Origin of the sequence: Desulfomonile tiedjei DSM 6799 (assembly GCF_000266945.1) — a bacterium.
In the GTDB taxonomy this organism is placed as follows: domain Bacteria; phylum Desulfobacterota; class Desulfomonilia; order Desulfomonilales; family Desulfomonilaceae; genus Desulfomonile; species Desulfomonile tiedjei.
In genome coordinates this window covers 5,721,081-5,738,212 of the sequence record NC_018025.1, presented here as the reverse complement: position 1 = coordinate 5,738,212, position 17,132 = coordinate 5,721,081, and the positions used below count along the sequence as shown (strand labels likewise).

General features: G+C 50.3%; 14 protein-coding genes. 10 read left to right on the top strand and 4 right to left on the bottom strand.

Going from position 1 to position 17,132, the window contains the following annotated elements; genetic code table 11:
* Positions 1–27: 27 nt before the first annotated feature.
* The 4 genes from DESTI_RS24650 to DESTI_RS24635 all read right to left on the bottom strand — a co-directional run bounded on the left by DESTI_RS24650 (position 28) and on the right by DESTI_RS24635 (position 6,073).
* Positions 28–1,023, bottom strand: coding sequence for an ankyrin repeat domain-containing protein (locus DESTI_RS24650; RefSeq protein WP_014812688.1), 996 nt, complete (start codon positions 1,021–1,023; stop codon positions 28–30).
* A 200-nt stretch (positions 1,024–1,223) separates the two neighbouring features.
* A complete protein-coding gene (locus DESTI_RS24645) occupies positions 1,224–3,104 on the bottom strand; it encodes a hypothetical protein (protein ID WP_014812687.1) in 1,881 nt (626 codons plus the stop codon).
* 553 nt (positions 3,105–3,657) lie between these two features.
* A complete protein-coding gene (locus tag DESTI_RS29440) occupies positions 3,658–4,950 on the bottom strand; it encodes a DUF4910 domain-containing protein (protein WP_014812686.1) in 1,293 nt (430 codons plus the stop codon).
* Positions 4,951–5,032: 82 nt separating this feature from the next.
* Entirely contained in the window at positions 5,033–6,073 is a 1,041-nt protein-coding gene (locus DESTI_RS24635; protein ID WP_014812685.1) for a class I SAM-dependent methyltransferase, read from the bottom strand.
* A 437-nt stretch (positions 6,074–6,510) separates the two neighbouring features.
* Between DESTI_RS24635 and DESTI_RS24630 the strand changes: the two genes are divergently transcribed.
* From DESTI_RS24630 to DESTI_RS24590, 10 genes are all read left to right on the top strand, one after another.
* Positions 6,511–7,677 carry a DUF2325 domain-containing protein gene (locus tag DESTI_RS24630; protein ID WP_014812684.1) on the top strand — a complete coding sequence of 389 codons (1,167 nt, stop codon included), beginning with the start codon at positions 6,511–6,513 and terminating at the stop codon, positions 7,675–7,677.
* Positions 7,678–7,988: 311 nt separating this feature from the next.
* Complete coding sequence (locus DESTI_RS31000; protein WP_014812683.1) at positions 7,989–8,237, top strand: hypothetical protein; 249 nt, start codon at positions 7,989–7,991, stop codon at positions 8,235–8,237.
* A 310-nt stretch (positions 8,238–8,547) separates the two neighbouring features.
* Positions 8,548–9,597: a two-component system sensor histidine kinase NtrB gene (locus tag DESTI_RS29435; RefSeq protein ID WP_157212263.1), complete on the top strand. Its 1,050-nt coding sequence runs from the start codon at positions 8,548–8,550 to the stop codon at positions 9,595–9,597.
* 196 nt (positions 9,598–9,793) lie between these two features.
* Complete coding sequence (locus DESTI_RS24620) at positions 9,794–11,533, top strand: hypothetical protein (RefSeq protein ID WP_014812681.1); 1,740 nt, start codon at positions 9,794–9,796, stop codon at positions 11,531–11,533.
* 48 nt (positions 11,534–11,581) lie between these two features.
* Entirely contained in the window at positions 11,582–11,986 is a 405-nt protein-coding gene (locus tag DESTI_RS24615) for a hypothetical protein (RefSeq protein ID WP_014812680.1), read from the top strand.
* Positions 11,987–12,211: 225 nt separating this feature from the next.
* Complete coding sequence (locus DESTI_RS24610) at positions 12,212–12,463, top strand: FeoA family protein (protein WP_014812679.1); 252 nt, start codon at positions 12,212–12,214, stop codon at positions 12,461–12,463.
* A 28-nt stretch (positions 12,464–12,491) separates the two neighbouring features.
* Positions 12,492–12,716 carry a FeoA family protein gene (locus DESTI_RS24605; protein ID WP_014812678.1) on the top strand — a complete coding sequence of 75 codons (225 nt, stop codon included), beginning with the start codon at positions 12,492–12,494 and terminating at the stop codon, positions 12,714–12,716.
* On the top strand, positions 12,713–15,148 hold the full coding sequence (gene feoB, locus DESTI_RS24600; protein WP_014812677.1) for a ferrous iron transport protein B: 2,436 nt from the start codon (positions 12,713–12,715) through the stop codon (positions 15,146–15,148). The genes DESTI_RS24605 and feoB overlap by 4 nt, the downstream gene beginning before the upstream one ends.
* A 34-nt stretch (positions 15,149–15,182) precedes the next feature.
* A complete protein-coding gene (locus DESTI_RS31320; protein ID WP_014812676.1) occupies positions 15,183–15,821 on the top strand; it encodes a hypothetical protein in 639 nt (212 codons plus the stop codon).
* A 376-nt stretch (positions 15,822–16,197) separates the two neighbouring features.
* A complete protein-coding gene (locus DESTI_RS24590; protein ID WP_041286467.1) occupies positions 16,198–17,064 on the top strand; it encodes a DUF4198 domain-containing protein in 867 nt (288 codons plus the stop codon).
* Positions 17,065–17,132 lie beyond the last annotated feature (68 nt).

Genomic DNA, 17,132 nt, shown 5'->3' with positions numbered 1-17,132 from the left:
AGTACACAAAGAGCGCAAGGAGACGTCTCACTTTTTTCTCTCCGGGGAAATCTCTTTATAATGCCGAGCGCCATACGCCTTGAGTAGCTCGATCATCTTCTTGTCGCCATTTTTTTCAGCTATCTTCAGTGCTGTCCATGCATCTTTTTGGCGAAGGTTGACTTCAGCGCCCTTGGCAAGTAACGATTCTGCAATCTCTGCATTACCGCTCCCGGCTGCGAACATGAGGGTTGTCGTTCCCCAAGGGGTTGCCGCATTGACGTCAGCGCCTCTGTCCACGAGAAACTTTACCACATAAGTTTGTTCCCACAGGACAGCGTGCATAAGGGGAGTGGGCAACAGGAAATTCTCGTCGCCTTTGCGCCTTTCATTAATATCGGCGCCTGCTTGGAGGAGGAGCACAATTGCGTCCATGCGTGCACTGCCAATTGCATCCAGGAGTGCTGTGGAACTATCGTTGCGGCATGCGTTGACGTCAGCCCCCCTTTCCATGAGCAGTCTCATGATTTCAGTATGCCCTTTCTGGGCGGCATTCATAAGAGCCGTCCAGCCGTTCTGGTCCTTTGCATTCACATCGACTCCGGCCTCTATGAGTCGTTGCACCTCTGCCTTGTCCCCCAGCATTGCGGCGATGTGCAAAGTCATTTCTGCTCCACGCGACTTGAGCAGATTCACTACATCCTGGTGCCCCATGATAGCTGCCCACATAAGAACGCTGGACTCGTCATCGGCCTTCGCATTGACATCTGCGCCTTTGTCCAGTAGCAGCTTCACTAGTTCAATATTTCCGGGTATAGTTGCCCACATAAGCGCAGTTGAACCATCCTTGAGCTTTGCATTTACTATGGTGCCTTCGTCCAGAAGATTCTTGACCAGCGTGAGATCGCCTTGCTTCGCTGCTTCTATGAGCTGAGAATCTAGAGCGGTTGTCGCCCGTGCTGTCCAACCGCAGGGCAGCAAGATCAGCATCAAAAGCACAACGAATCGCAGCCTTATAACCACGCGAATGCGTCCACCTGTCATAAAAGTCTCCAATTAAGCAATAATTAATATAGCAGCGTTATTGTCGTCGGTGTCAGAGGAGATGCCGCTCTGCACACTTTATCTGTCCAGAATGCCAACTTCCTTAATTATGTATGGTGTACCCGGAATTCCCCCGGAATTCCCAGGTGTCGGATTCCTTCAAGACTTTCGGGAAGCTTCTGCAGGGGCATGTCCAGTCATCATACTCTCGCAAAATCTTTCAGAATTTCAGACAAAGCAGGATACGAATCGTCATCCAGGTTTTCCCAGGCAAACTCCGCTGCTCTGGACCGCAGGTCTGCTGCAAAACGTGGATCATTGATAAATTTCCGGACCAGACTCCAGAAATCTTCCGCGGTTCGGGCGACTGCCGTTCCTCCCTGGAACGTGTCATACGGATAATCCGATCTCTTGAGCATGGCCTCTTCTTCCGTGAGAAAATAAACGACTGGTTTAGCCATTTTCAACACGTGAACCAGGGCTCCTCCACGGTAGTTCACCGCCACGACAAGATCCGTCTCGTGAAGTGCAGCCTCAAGCTCGGATGCTCTGGGCATAAGCTTTTTCATGACAGCGGGACCGGCGGCCTCTATCATTTCAAGGTCGGAAATCTGCGGATGCGCCTTTACTGCCACATCTACTTTGTCGATCAAGTCTGCAGGAGGATTCACCAGCGCGAGGAGAGCCTTCAACTGGGCGCTCGGGCTGACATACGTGTTCAGGTGCGGACCTTCGACAGTGGTTTCGGTGAGCGCCAGGAGCTGACACTTACCGATTCCTGAAAAGGCTTTTACTGCGTGGACAGGATACTCGTTCTTGGCCACCAGGTCCCGACAAGGCCTCAGATTCTCGGTTCGGATATTGGTCTCCACGAAATTGGTCTTTTGCATCCTACTATTGTAAAGAGTGCACCCCATAGTAAGACCGTCCCAGTTTACGCGAATAGCTCCGCATGCATGGGGTAATACGAGAATGGGAATGTCGCACTGCCTGGCTGCTTCGGATGCCAAGACCATTACGCCTTCAGGCATTCCTGTTATGAGCAGCAAGGACGGTCGCATGCGCTCCCACAACTCCCTCCAAAAGAGAAAATTATGCTTGTAAAGCGTAGGCCAACGATATCTGCAGTAGTAGTTGAAATGGAATTTCGCCACCTCCAGGGTCTCTTGCCAGGGCTGACCCGCCGACTTCTCCAGAGCAACCCGATACCCCTGGAAGAATTTCTCTTCCAGATCTCTATCTACTCTCGGAAGAAGTCTGAGAGGAAGTGCCGACACATATGAAGCGGCAGGCCACCGTTCACCGTAATAGACAGGAATACCCCATGACTCGTACAGATTTTCTGACGATCCTGATTTATGGCTTCCTAATACGATGGCGATTCTATCCGGGAAATCGGCAAGCAAGGTTTTCACCACATGCTGCAGGCGGAACACCTCCTCGGATTTCATCAGGAGTGCTATAGCCTTATCAGGAAAAGCACGTGGCTGGATGGGCGGAGTCGCTTGCTTGTTGAAGACTGAATCTGCCAACCTGATTGCTGCTTTGCGCACGACTGACAACACTTCACCGGAGCCGAACGTTCCAAAGCGAAGCAGCGGCTTGGAACGTTTGCCCAGCTCAGCCATCCAAAGCCTGTTGCAGATGTCCGAGCCGTTCAGAGCTACTCCAGCCCGGGGAAAGAGATTTGTGAAGTATCTGAATTCCTGGCAGTCACTATTCTTTATCTTCCGCGCCAGCTCAAGCGCCAGCATGGCATCTTGCCAAAATTTATCCATGGAACATCTGTCAACCTGAGGAAGGCAGATTCCATCCACGGTGAATTCTTGCCTGGCGGATTCGTACCAGCGACTTCCGCATTCCTGGGCAAGATCTATGGCCCTGACTATTGTCTCAGGTTCCAACCAATCGTCGAGGAGACTGTAAGGAACACCCGCTCTGGAAGCCAAAGCCATCGCGTGAGAATCCAGAGCCAACAAACCATAACCTTGTCTGTGAGCATTCTTGAGGAACTTGGGACCGTTTCTGAGTCCGAGATCGGACCCGAAGTAGGCCAGTACTTTGGAGATTCTTTCGAGCAACTATCTATACCGAAACCATATGTATTTCATTACGGTCATTGCGGTCTGTATTGAAATCTTCTATCGCAACTATTCAGTTACGGATGGGAGAGATTTCTTACCCCCCGAAGGGGCTACGCAACAATAGCCGTGGGTGCGAACCCACGGAAGCGATACGGCAAATCCTTTGTCTTAACGACCCTGAAAGGGTCCACCAATGACATTTGAGAATCATTGTGTTGGTAGACCCTTTCAGGGTCGTTGAACCATGCTTATGGACATGGCGCTGTCCACCACGGGTTGACACCCGTGGCTACTGTTGGAGCGCCCTTCCAGGGCGCAGATTCCCTAGCTGCTCGTGACTGGACAATTATTTCTTGTCCCATTTTGTATTCCGAAGAGTAGTCGGGGTCTTTTTTGCCAGAATGTCCCGTCAAGCTCTCTTCAAGAAATTTCTGTCATTCGCCGGAACTCGAGATTTCCTGTAAGGAAATTCGCGTTCCGGCGAGTGCCAAAAGTTCTTGAGGTGGGGTTCGGGGAGGAACTTCTTACAAGAAGTTCCTCCCCGAACTTCTCAAAATTCGGCCGGTTTTCTTTCCGCCAGTTGTTTCTCCAGCAGTTTCTCGCAAAACGAGCGCACAAAAAAGAAATTGATGTCCAGCTCTTGAGCGATATCCAGACAACTTCTGTTTCCATTCATGAGTATTTGAATGTGCTCCAGACCATCATACCCTTTTCGATCCACTTTTGGATCGATATAGAGGTCGAATCTCGAAAGATAGAGTGGGCCTCGAAACTGCGGCACGGGAATGAAATCCGTCTCCAGGACCTCAATGATCTTCTTGCACAGCTCCAAACCTTTGGTCAATTGATGCCAATTGACAGAATCGAAATCATCTTTACTGAAGTGGTAGGCAGCATGCAAATCGCACCCTATTCCTACTGTGGGGATCAGAAAGCCCGGGCCGTTATAGAACATTTCATCATTCCCCAGGAATTTTCGATACGGCCGACGTATATGATTGCGCACGTGGTGTGAAAAGACGTTTGCCACCGCACGATCCAATCGAGAATTCCCGTTATACGAGAACTGAAACCCGAAAGGTTCGCCGGAACCGAACATATCCAGGAATATGCCTCCACGCAACACATCTATTTCTGATTGCGGAGTCCGTGAGAGAAATGCTGCAGCAGCAAAATACTCAGGGCCGAGAATCAAACGGTATGAGTTTCTGCGAAAATCCAGGCTTTTCAAATAATGAAATAGTTCAAGTGCTACTGCCACGTTGGTCAACCCGTCTGTCGCTTGCCCCGGGTGGCATGTGTGTGCTGCCACGAAGATAGTGTCCGGCTGCTCCCCTTTCAACCAGTAGTCAATGACTTTCAAAGACCCTTCATCGTCAACATCCGTGTCAATCCGGACGATGTATTCATCTTCGGAGAGTGTCTTGTAGACTTCGTGACTAAGGCTGAACCCCCATTCCCGGGCGTCGTATCGGTATCCGTTCCGATAATGATAAGGAACCCATTGAGGGTTTTTAGCGTCGTGGTACAGGTGTCCTTCCAAATCCTGACGCTTGATTGTTCCCTTGAACGGGATGGAGTGTGTCCACAAGTGGAGTGGATTGTCCTGGAAATCGACAATGCGGGTTCCATTTAGCCGGGCTAAATATCCTTCTCTCACGTGCCATCGTTTAGGAACCAACCATGTTAGGCATTCGCTCCCTGAAGGTAATTCAATGATATTACAATCGACTTTCTGACGGATGTCATTCACGAGTCGATCGGAATCTTCATTCACGGCCGTTCGATTAAGCTTCCAGAATCTCCTCACGAATTCACGCATTCTGTCCAGCGGTTGATCCATCGCACTCCTCAGCTCAAGTGAACCACTTTGTTTTTTCGGGACTGCAAAGAATAAATCCCGATCCCAAAACATCTATTTCCGCTCAGCGCTTCAGCTTTACGAGCATGTGGACCTCCGAGGAAAGTCGCCGACGATCCAAGGCAAGCTGCATCTCGTCGATTGCCGACTTCATGATCTCCCACCATCGTTCGCACATGCTCCCCGTCTCAGGTGCCTGACGCAAAGAAACACCGATTGAACGATAGAGATCGAACATGTCCGTTCCAAACCACCACTCGGCTACACGCTTAAACCCGAACTTATTGCAGAACCAATCGATAGAAGACTCTGTATATAAATGAGTATGACCTCCCGAAAGCTGGCGCTGCATCACGGATGAAAAAACCATTTCAAAGAATATACACGGACTGAAAATCGGGACTGAGAAATAAAGGTAACGCACATTAGCGTTCTCTTGCAGAGATCGTAGCAATAACTCCGGATGCCGAAGATGCTGAAGAACTCCTATGAGCGTGACCACGTCAGCACAAAGAGCCTTGGCGATTTCGCTGATTTCATCGAGACTGTGAAGTCTGATCCTCTCTCCTGGAATCATCGCGTTTGCGAAAGCTACCTGAGACAGTGACACTTCATACCCGATCGCTTTTTCAGCCCCACGGCTCAGGAACGCCTGAACCAGGTAACCGCTGCCTGCGCCCAGATCTGCATAAGACAAATCCAGAGGGGACAATCCTTCTTCACGAAGTGCTTCGATCAGGAAATCGATTTTGGGCAGGTAAATGTCAGCGACCCGTCGCTGATAAGCTTCGATATCCTCTACCCTGTAGACGGATGCGAGACTCTTCGAATCAGCGTTTATGTACAATTGCGCTACGAATGCGTCCGTGTCCTCATGTCCCCCGTTGAGGTGACCACAATTGGGACATATCAGATAATCGATTCCAAGCTTCGAAAACGCAATCTCCTGGAGTTTGCAGTGGCAATTCTTGCATTGGGATCTCCTTGGTTGAGCAGCATACAACTTCAGGACTCGTTTTTGCTCCGCGAGTATCTCGTCGTTCTCTTCAAAGAAATTTCGTTTGTGTTTTAATAACGGCAAACTGGGTTTTCCGTAACGCTGCATCAAATCTCCCTGTATTCAGCAAGTTCAGGCTGGTAAAATCGATGCAAAAGCGATCTTTCGATTTCCAGGAACTCTCCCTGGATTGGAGTGAGCCATTGTGATTCCCAGCGGTTCACAAGAACCAAGTGACATATTTGTTTTAGTCTTTCCTTCATGATCCCAAGTTTATTTCAAAAAGAGTCCATCACAGGGTTGTCGGTCCGAGGTTATCACTGAAATCGACGTAATGTCAATTTCTTTTGAGTGATTGTGTGGAACTGTTCTGGTAGTCAAAGCTAATTATGGGCTTCTGTGAAGCATAGACGTGTTGAGATAATCGCGTGAAAAAAATGCTTGACAGGTTTCTCTACGTTTGGTAGACAAGCCTAACATTCTATTTTCGTGATTATTGGCGGTGCGAATCAGACGAAACAGCACCACCTGGTTGGGGAACATTCATGAAAGCCCGGAGAAAAGTTTGGGAACTCCAGCACCAGACAATCTGCAAGGTTGTTGGCATGGCATTCGACCTGGGAGAACTCAAGAAATTAGCAAGGAAGTTCGGTATCTCTCAAACCGATCCGCTTGTGGATCATGAATTTGCGCTTCATTCGACTGCAGTGCATCTTTGCAGCAGTGATAACAAGGTCTCTCGGCATATTCAGAAATTGATAGAATCCAAGTATCTCCGGTATTCCCGGCGACTGTCGGCTCTGGACGCGCGCGAGCTCATCGAAGCGGTTACCGAAGGCAAAGGAAATGCGGATATTCCCCTCTGGGCAGTGCTGTGGAATCTCGCGACGAGAGAATCGGCGGACAGGGCTTCAGTTGAAACCGCACTCTTCGGATTCATCCATATGCTCGAGCACCGATTGGTCCGCGATTTCTGGAAATCCGCAGCGGCAAAGACCCAGGAACGTGAGGAAGAGAGTAACGCTATAGAGGAATTGACTCGACTGAAAAGACAAATGCTCGATGCTCAGGCTGAATTGGATCGCCGTGAAAAGGTCATTGAACAGCTTCGCTTACAGCTTGCTGACGCAAGAAACTCACCACCAGCCAATGCAGAACCTGAGAGGCAGCCGGCGGCGTGGGTTGGTCCTCAGAGAATCGATCAGACAGACAAAATCGCACGTTTACAATTGTTGCTGGATGAGGCGCGCTCCCGGAATCAGGATCTTGAAGAAGAATGCACCAGGCTGCGTGCAGATATCGATGTGCTGGCACGCGACATTTGCCGTAAGGCTTGCGACGAGTCTCCTGAAAATGAACAAGACGCTCCTTGTTCATGTCCTTGCCGAGATTTCCTCAAGCAGAAGCATGTGGCCATGGTGGGAGGAATAGATAGCTTGGAGAGCCATTACCGGCAGCTCGTAGAGCATCTGGGTGGCACATTCCATCGCCATCACGGGGATTGTCGGGCAGGCGAATGCCTCATTCACGATTGCGTCCGCAGAGCTGACTTGGTGGTGTGTCCGGTAGAGGTGAACAGTCACAACGCTGTGAAGTCGGTGAAAAAGCTTTGCAAGAAATACGGAGTCCCGTGCTGTTTTCCGCGTACGGCAGGATTAAGCGGCTTCAGAACAGCCATCGAAGAACATTTCGCAGAATCCGAGGTTGCTTGACGCTTTGACGCATTATGATGAACGTCGGATGAAACACGTCTACTGATTGAGTTCATTGAGAGTAGCTTTTACGGACGAAGCATAATGCGTCCGAAATTACTTGAATCCTTATTAACGCTATGAAACGCAAAATCACATTATTTCGACTCAGCCTTCCACAGGGCAGCCCCTCGCTACCCGTGTTCTGCAAAACGCTTGCAGATGAAAAGAGGGGTTGCTCCCTTCCTGAGGTCAGGGTGTCATGTTTTTTTGGACGTAGAATTAGCCGGAGCTAATTGAATTAGAGTTCAAAAGTCTATTGAGGAGTATCTATGATGGAGACTGCGCTGGTGATTGGAATCGTGTTGATAGCCGCCACTGGTCTGCTTTGGTCCTTTCAACGAAATCTGACGAGTAACAAGACTACGTGCTCGTGCGGACATGGGGGCTCATGCGGAAACGAATGCTCGTCGGGACGCTCCGGCAGTTGCTGTAACGATCTCCTCAACAATGCCGACGCCCCAGGCAGCACGTTTGATGAAGAAAAGTATGGCTCTTATTCCAGTGGAAAAATTCGGTAAGTCATTCGTGAGGAGAAATACGGTAGTTCATTTCAAAACCCGGTCCGAGATGAAAAAGAGTGCAGAGAAACAGAAGAGAATCCTTTTAATGCCCAGCTTTCGTCATGGACGGCAGAGAGGGTGGTCATATAGCGAGGCAGGTGTTCGTTTGCGGCCTTCTGAGTCGGTTGTTCGTCCTCTTCAGGCCTGTTGTGAAACGGTGAGAAAGGAACGGAATTTCATGATGAACAACTCCTCATCCTCGTGCAGCGAGGAAACAGTCAATCCGATGGGTTTCCGGGCGGCGACCAAGTCTGACATGACAAACACTATGATAAGAAAACATCGATCGCTGCAAACGGAAAAAATGCATGATAACGAAATCTTGATAAAAGAGATCGCCCATGATTTCAAAAACATTCTCATAATTATCAAGGGATTCACCGAACTCGCGATAGAGTCGATTCGTAAAGATGGCAAGCCCCATCTGCATCTGCAGACCGTAATCGAAGCAGCCACTCGGGGCGAGAAAGTGGTGAGTCAAATGCTCACCCTTTCGCTTCCGGACAAACAGGCAATGCGACAGATCGATATCGTGCCCATCGTTGCAGAAACGATCGGGCTACTCCGTGCATCCGTTCCCGATACTGTCTCTATCCGGTTCGGCGTATCGGAGGATATGCGCCCTATCCTTGCTGACGCAACGCAAATTCATCGACTTCTGCTCAATCTATGCACCAATTCAGTGCACTCCATGCGGGAATGCGGCGGCTTATTGCATGTGGAACTCGGCCGTGTAGAACTTGATCCTGGCATGGCAGCCGATATCCATCCCACCCTTAAACCGGGTTCGTACCTGCAAATCACCGTGAGTGACACCGGGTGCGGTATTGACCCGGATATCATGGAACGCATCTTTGAACCCTACTTCACGACAAAAACAAACGGCGAAGGAAGCGGTTTGGGGCTGGCAGTAGTCAGTCGCATTGTAAAGGGTCATGGAGGAGCTATCACCGTTAAGAGTGTTCCAGGGAAGGGCACAACGTGCCAGGCTTTTCTTCCGACTGTGGAGTGCGCTTCGACATTTTGTCCCCTTGGGCGTGTTGCGCCCCTGCAATCAATGAGAAAGGAGGCTTCGGAGGGCCTGCTGAGAGATGATGTACAGCATCTACATGTTGACATAGAACGTATATACAAGAATATCGAGCATCTGGAAAAGTACCTGAAAGAACACCGGATAGAGAGTTCTCGTTTGTCCGGCTTGCGGACCGACGTTCAAGATTTGGACGTTCACCTTTACGAGGTGATCTCTCACCTGATGCACGATCGGGAGCAGTCCCGGTCAAGGCGAACGGTGCAGGAAGAAGCTGTACGAGATTAGTCGCTTTCCGGACTCTCAATTGTTGCTCGAAGGAATGATGCCAGAGATAACTGCGAATATGTACGACTGAGTGTCTGGATTTTGTCTCTCGCACAGGGAGTATTAACTGACGTGTGCCTGCGGCACGCGTTTTTTCGCTTTCTTTTTTTCCGTTGTCGGCTGTGCCGACCTTGAATGTAAGGAGGATGAAAGGGTTATGAAACGAATTCATGCATTTACGTTAATCGTCCTGATGCTTGTGGGAAGCACATCTTTGATTACTTCTCCGGCATTGGCGTGGGAATTCGAGTTGGCTGGATCTTTTAACTGGACGTACGAGTGGTACAACCAGACCGGTCACAAAGGCTTTTTCGGCCAATACAATGTGGATAACGGCGGAGCGACCAGAGCTGCCAACTTAAACTTCTGGAACGGCGGCCAGTTCGACACGAATATAACCACTTCGGCCATGGCGAGATGGTCTTACTTCAACGTGGAATTCGAGCCGGTCATCAAGATCAATCCTGCGATTAAGATGACCGGTCTTTATCGGTTAGGAACATATGGAGACCCGCTTGCTTCTGATTACCACACCCAGGATGCGGCGGGCACGAGCAGGGCTTTTAGTGAAGGTCAGTGGACGCTGTTTTGGGTGACGGCGCAGACCCCGATCGGTGTATTTGGCATCGGGAAAAGGCCCTGGTCCTTCGGAAACGCTTTACAGTATGACGGCGAAGACGCAGCGAGTACTGAATCAATAACACTCACGGCTCCATATGGGCCCTTAGATATCGGTATCGCTTTTTACCCATACAGATTTGCAGGAAGCTCCAGTATAGCCGCATTTGGCGGCTACGATCCGTACAGCATCTCCTTGTACCCGTATCCCGGCGCAGCATATGCGGCAGCACCAGATGGTGTGACGAGACAATACTTTAGCTGGGCAGACGGAAACGGCAGCTTCTCAAAAGATTTCCTGGCATTCGTCATGTACAGCGGAGGTCCGTTCAGAGCAGGTATACTCGGGTCCTACGGCGCTTATCACATCGGCCCCGAAGCAGAGTTGATCGATCCTGCCAATCCTCCGGCCTTTCCTCTTGTGGCTCAGGATAGCGAGCTCACCCACGGATCTGTTTTCATGAAATATAATAATGGACGTTTCTTCCTCAATGCAGAGGCGGCATGGCTTTATTGGACGGATCGCTTCCATGCAGACCCCGGTGCACAGATCACTCCGCCGAACACTCTCTACATCGAACAATGGAGGTACATGGTCGAATTGGGAGCGATTGCGGGGCCTGCCAAGGTGAGCCTCCTTCATGCCTGGACTCCAGGTCCTGACAGAAGAGCGGGCCTCATAATCGGTAAGCAGCCTGCTGCATTCGTATGGCACCCGAACTACGATGTTCAGCTTGGCAATTTCGATGTGTTCAGGCCCTATAGTTATCTTTTCAGTTACAACTACGGCGGAGGGCTGAACGCTTACAACCTTTCCGGTGACGGATACCTGAGAGATGCTTCGGTATTTGCAGCCAGAGCCGACTATGCCGTTGCATCCAACCTCAATGTATTCGGAACCTTCTTCTACGCTAACAGGACTTCCAACGGATATAGCTGGGGTTCACTCGGTCCCAATGCAGGTGTTGGCGATTTCGGCAATGTTCCTGACGGAAATGTGAGCTTCAATATTAACCGCTATCCGACTTCTCCCAACATCCCTGATACTGCTCTTGGTTACGAGATCAATGCAGGATTGGATTGGAAGCTTCTGGAAGGTTGGACCGCAGGAGTAGTCGTAGGCTATTGGCAACCCGGCAAATGGTTCAATTATGCGTGTGCGGATCGATCGGTTCCCGGATGGGAAGCAGGAACTGCAGCCAACAATTTTGGAACTCGCCCAGGCAAAGCGATCGATCCCATCATTGGCGGCGAATTCTCGCTGGTATTTGACTTCTAACGCGGCAGCCAGGACATGGTTAAGCGACTTCTTTTGCGGAGTATTATGATGAAAAGATCATTGTTCATACTGTTGGTAATGGTTCCCTTGACGTTGACGGCCGTTCAGGTGTGCAACGCCTCCTTTGCGCCGTCCCATGGGCCGTCTCAGAGTCTTCACATTGTCTCCTTCAGCATGCAAGAAGCGGAGTTCTCCGCTCATTCGGCGGCAACGGTGATAAAGACGATTCCACCTGTTTCTCGCTCTTGTGGAAACGCCGATACATCCGGGAAAGTGTCAGGACCGGAGAGGAAAATCCTGTCACTTGAAAAGGCAGGGATGCCGGATTCAGGAATGAAAATCGCCCAAAAAGACGAAGAAGAAGATGAAGAGGAAGGTGAGGATGAGAAGGAAGATGAGGAAGAAGAAGTAGAAGGATGGGACCGTACGTGGGATGCTCCCAAGCTCGCATAAGAGCTCATTCCTAAACAGTGACCATTCAGTCATCGCGAGCTGGAGGAAGATTTCTCCAGTGATCCTGGTGTAATGGTTTTACAAATCCCCCTCCCCCTTTGCCAAAGGAGGAGTTGCATGTGCCTTTTTACCCCACCTTTTGTGAGGGACGGGCAGGGGGATTTTCCCATAACTAACTGATTAGATGATCTAAAAACGCTCTTCTGAGAAGTATGGAGGATTACAATGTGTGAAGCCACAGTTAAACCACTTACAAGTATGAAGCCCAGGCAAAAAGCCTTCATCGTGGCACTGAACGGCGGAACCGAACTTCAGCACCGTCTTGTCAGTATGGGGCTGCATGTCGGCAAAGAAGTGGAAATTCTGTTCCCTTGTTCCCACGTCGATGATCCTGCAATAGTCGCCGCAGGCGAAACACGCCTGGCAATCGGTTACGGGATGGCTTCCCAGATTATGGTAGCCGCAGATCCTGCCTAGTTCGGGCTTAAGGAAATTGGAGGATGACATGACACTGGATCAGCTAACCCCCGGCCAGGAGTGCAGAGTTTGCGATGTGAGTCTCGAAGGAGCCCAGCTCCAGCGACTTCTTGACATGGGATTTATCGAAGGCACTTTGATAAAGGTGATTCGCAATGCTCCGCTTCTTGACCCTCTCGATGTCGAGATCCGCGGGTACCTCGTGGCAATAAGACGAAACGAGGCCATGGGCGTGGAGGTCGCAATCGCATGAAGAAGGACCGTCGTACCCTACTTGTCGCTCTCGCAGGCCAGCCTAATTGCGGAAAATCCACTGTTTTCAACATGCTCACGGGTGCCCGGCAACATGTGGCCAATTATCCCGGGGTGACTGTCGAGAAGAAGTGGGGAAGCTATTCCTCGGATGACTATAAAGTAGAAGTGGTCGACCTCCCCGGAACCTATAGTCTCACCTCGTATTCGCAAGAGGAAAGGATTGCGCGAGATTCCATTCTATTGGACCGCCCGGATGCCGTAGTTGCTGTTGTTGATGCCGCGAATCTCGAAAGAAGCCTTTATCTGGTATTCCAACTCATGGAGTTGCAGGTACCTATCGTTCTTTGCCTAAACATGATGGATGTTGCCGAGAACCGCGGTTTTAAAATCAACCTGCCACTTTTAGCGTCCGAACTTGGAATACCTGTCATTCCTACGGTAGCAAAGAAAAGCAAAGGAAAAAAGGAATTAAAGGAAGCTGTTGAACAGATCGCTTCGCAGCCGGAACGGGAGATTTCCAACTGGAGGCTCCCGTACGGATCCGAATTGGAACCTGCACTGGAAACACTGACGGATCGCCTGACCGAATGTAACCATTTTGCTAAAGACTTTCCCGGTAGGTGGCTTGCCGTAAAGTTGATGGAGAACGATCCGGAAGCGCAGAGGCTCGTTCTCCAACACTGGGACTGCAACAACGGTTCGGGCGGCAAGGTGCTCTGCCAATACGCGGAAGAGCTGCGACACGAATTTATAGAACGCACAAGGAAATCCCCTGAAAAAACCATTGCTGCGGGCCGATATCGTCTCGCTGCACAAATTGGCGAAAAGTCGCTGCTGAAAACCTATGGATCTGAGCAAACCCTCACCGACAAAATCGATGCAATACTTCTCCAGCCGATTCTGGCGCCGATCCTACTCGCAGCTATTCTTCTCACTTTCTATCAGGTCACTATGGTGTACGGCACCAAGTTGGCAGATTGGGCTTTTCCGTTCTTTCAAAGCATCAAGATTTTTGTAGCGCAGCTATTTCCTGCGTCAGCGGACCTCTTGCGAGAAGGGCTCCTGCAATCTCTCATCGTCAATGGTCTTGTCGGCGGAGTTGTTGCAATACTCTATTATCTCCCCATATTTCTGGTTCTTTTCGCGTGCATAGCGATCCTCGAGGACAGCGGCTATATGGCCCGTGTGGCATTCATTATGGATAGAGTCTTGCGGGGATTTGGGCTCCACGGACAATCGACTCTGCCTATGATTCTCGGTGGAGTAGTCGTTGGAGGCTGCGCTGTACCCGGAATTATGGCGACTCGAGCCATGAAAGACGAAAAAGCCAGATTAGTGACTATCCTGATTATGCCGCTGATGAATTGCCTCGCAAAAATTCCTTTCTATGTCCTCATTGTAGGGCTCTTTTTTGCTGCTTATCAAGGAGTAGTACTCTTCGGTATCTCTGTATTCAGTTTCATGATGGCTCTGGCAATGGCGAAAATCTTCAGCAGCTATCTGGTGACAGGTGAGTCCGCCCCTTTCGTGATGGAGCTTCCTGCTTACCACTTGCCAACCGTGGATGGAGTGATTCGACGGGCCATCGAGCGAACCTGGTTGTTCGTTAAGAAGATTGTGACAATTGTAGCCGCAGTCATGATTGTGGTGTGGTTCTTTGTCACCTTTCCCGGAATTGGGCTGGAGAGGGAACTCTATTACGACTCTCTGGAAAGACAGGCCGAAGAACAACTTCAGCGCGATGCAGGGACCGCAAATCCCTACCTAAGTCTTCTCTCCGGTCCCGATCTGGTCTCATTGATGCACTTCAGAGACCGTTACGCAAAGGCCGTGCAGGATGCCGGTGACAATGAAAGTCGTTTGAAAGAAATAGCGAACCGATTCGCCACCGAAAATCCGGCATTCTTCATAATAGCAAACAAGGGCGAAGGATTGAATGGAGTTGTGGACAAGCACGCAGCAAAAGCAGCGACAGCACTGAGGAAATTCGACCAGAAGATCAGAAAAGCTGCACGGGAACGTCGTAAAGAAATCATTCACGAGAGTTGGGCAGGCAAATTCGGACGAGCCATTGAACCGGTCACTCATCTGGCAGGCTTCAACTGGCGCATCAACATAGCAATCATCAGCTCGTTTGCTGCCAAGGAAAGCCTGGTAGGAACACTTGGCACGATCTATAGCGTGGAGCATGGCAGCACTCCCGGGAACCTCGGCAGTTCCATCAGATCTACCGAAAGAGGATGGACGCTGGGACACGCATTGGCGATTCTTGTGTTCATGGCACTTTTTCCGCCGTGTTTGGCAACACTTATGACGATCAAGAACGAGACCGGCCGAACAAAATGGATGGTTTTTGCGGCAGTCTATCCTGTTGTTATCGGCTTCATCCTGGCCTGTTTCGTATTTCAATTAGGTAGTGTTCTTTTCTGACGGTACAGATGACAAAAGAGAGGAGGAATGCCCTATGAACAGGATCACGGCCCTTAAAGCCATCCTGATGGGAACAATATTGCTGTGTCTGAGCGGAGTAGCACACGCTCACAAACCCCTGCTGTCAGTTGGAGACAATCAGGACGGAACTATCGCTATAGAAGCGGGCTTTTCAGATGGCTCGTCTGCTGCAGGGCACAAGATTATTTTGAAGGAAGAAAAAACGGATGCAGTCATTTCAGAACACAGAGTAGGAGAAGACGGCACTCTGCAATTAAAGAAGCCTAATGTGCCCTATACCGTCACTCTCGATGCAGGCGAAGGCCATATCGTAGTCAAAGCAGGACCGGCTCCCGGCGGTTCGGAAACTGAAACCGCTGCTGCAAAGAGCGAGGTAGAGTCTCTCACACCGGCAGCCGAATCGACAGTAAAGACATCGCCAGTTCAACAAGCTCAACCGATGGCTTCTTCAGTTGAGCTGTCAGCAGCGGCACAGCCGGTTCGGGTCGCCCAGGTGTCTACCGAGATAAGTCCGGGGGTTATGATGGCTTTCAAAATGATGATCACCGCGCAAATCGTAACAGCGACTGCGCTCATTATTCTGCTGGCCGCGTTGGCATACTTCGCCGGATACACTGTGGGTAAAAGAAATGCCGCGGCTCAACCCAAATAGGAGGTGAAAGAGACCGGACAAAGAAGAATCAGAGGTCATGTCGGACGCTCAAAAAGGCCGGTACTAACCTGGCGAAAGGCCTCCACCTCGCGGACCAGCGCGAGGTTTTCCCTGGGATACTCGCCGGCCGGCTTGAGCCCTGATGTGGCGGTCCAACTCCAATGACCGTCACGTGCGGAGGGGTGTCATCATGTCGAGGTTGCTTCAAGAGATATCCCTCCCTCAATCTACAAACCCCATGTTCTGTGACCGGTACGGAACATGCGCATGTGACATCGCGAAACGTCAACTATTCAAAATCACACAGAGGCCAATTAAGCCCTTTCTTGAAAAACTTAATTCCGGCGTCGAAGAAAGGCGCCTTGAGGAGGTTTGTATGAAGATCTTTAATAAAACCGTTTTTCTGCTGATTGCTCTTCTTTCCATCACTCTGGTTGGTGGAGTGTCTTTTGCGCACTTTCAGATGATCTATACTCCTAAATCGGCTCTGACAACAGATGAACCCGGCAAGATAAATCTGCTCGTGGTTTTCACTCACCCCTTTGAAGCGGGGCATACAATGGACATGGGTGCGGATGAGTCAGGAAAAATCACTCCTCCCGCGGCTTTTGGGGTCATGACCTTCGATAAGAAGGCAGATAAAATGGTAAAGACCGATTTGCTCAAGGAGCTCAAACCCGTCGAGTTTACCAGCTTGACCAACAAGGGTAAGGGCTATGCACTGGAGCACAAAATCGGGGGCATAGGTGACTTTGTGTTTTATCTCGATCCCGCCCCATACTACGACAAGACTGAAGATCGTTACATGCGCCAAATTACGAAAGTGATCGTGAACCGTGGCGGAGCCCCCAGTGCTTGGGACAAAGCCGTTGAACTGGATGCTGAAATAGTCCCTCTGGACAAGCCTTACGCACTGTGGACCGGCAACCTGTTCCGGGGAGTCGTTATGAAGAAGGAAGGGGACAAGATGGTTCCTGTTCCCGATGCTGAGATCGAGGTTGAGTTCCTGAATCACGACATCAAAGGCAATGCCTTCGCTAAGCAGGAGAAAGTAAAGGCACCGCAGGATGCCTTTGTTACCCAGACTATCAAGGCCAATGCTCAGGGGGAGTTTGCCTACGCGTTACCCAAAGCCGGTTGGTGGGGTTTTTCTGCTCTGGGAGCTGGCGGAGAGGTGAAGAATCAGGGCAAACCAATGGGCGTTGACGCTGTCATATGGGTGCAGGCTCAGGATATGAAATGATCGACCCCATCTGACGGACCGTAGTTTTGAATTAATGCTCAGCCCTTCTATAGGGGTAGGGAACAATT

Excerpts from the sequence above, each read along its gene's own strand:
- DESTI_RS24650 (WP_014812688.1), bottom strand. The coding sequence starts at position 1,023 with ATGACAGGTGGACGCATTCGCGTGGTTATAAGGCTGCGATTCGTTGTG.
- DESTI_RS29440 (WP_014812686.1), bottom strand. The coding sequence starts at position 4,950 with ATGGATCAACCGCTGGACAGAATGCGTGAATTCGTGAGGAGATTCTGG.
- DESTI_RS24635 (WP_014812685.1), bottom strand. The coding sequence starts at position 6,073 with ATGCAGCGTTACGGAAAACCCAGTTTGCCGTTATTAAAACACAAACGA.
- DESTI_RS24630 (WP_014812684.1), top strand. The coding sequence starts at position 6,511 with ATGAAAGCCCGGAGAAAAGTTTGGGAACTCCAGCACCAGACAATCTGC.
- DESTI_RS31000 (WP_014812683.1), top strand. The coding sequence starts at position 7,989 with ATGATGGAGACTGCGCTGGTGATTGGAATCGTGTTGATAGCCGCCACT.
- DESTI_RS29435 (WP_157212263.1), top strand. The coding sequence starts at position 8,548 with ATGATAAGAAAACATCGATCGCTGCAAACGGAAAAAATGCATGATAAC.
- DESTI_RS24620 (WP_014812681.1), top strand. The coding sequence starts at position 9,794 with ATGAAACGAATTCATGCATTTACGTTAATCGTCCTGATGCTTGTGGGA.
- DESTI_RS24615 (WP_014812680.1), top strand. The coding sequence starts at position 11,582 with ATGAAAAGATCATTGTTCATACTGTTGGTAATGGTTCCCTTGACGTTG.
- DESTI_RS24610 (WP_014812679.1), top strand. The coding sequence starts at position 12,212 with ATGTGTGAAGCCACAGTTAAACCACTTACAAGTATGAAGCCCAGGCAA.
- DESTI_RS24605 (WP_014812678.1), top strand. The coding sequence starts at position 12,492 with ATGACACTGGATCAGCTAACCCCCGGCCAGGAGTGCAGAGTTTGCGAT.
- feoB (WP_014812677.1), top strand. The coding sequence starts at position 12,713 with ATGAAGAAGGACCGTCGTACCCTACTTGTCGCTCTCGCAGGCCAGCCT.
- DESTI_RS31320 (WP_014812676.1), top strand. The coding sequence starts at position 15,183 with ATGAACAGGATCACGGCCCTTAAAGCCATCCTGATGGGAACAATATTG.
- DESTI_RS24590 (WP_041286467.1), top strand. The coding sequence starts at position 16,198 with ATGAAGATCTTTAATAAAACCGTTTTTCTGCTGATTGCTCTTCTTTCC.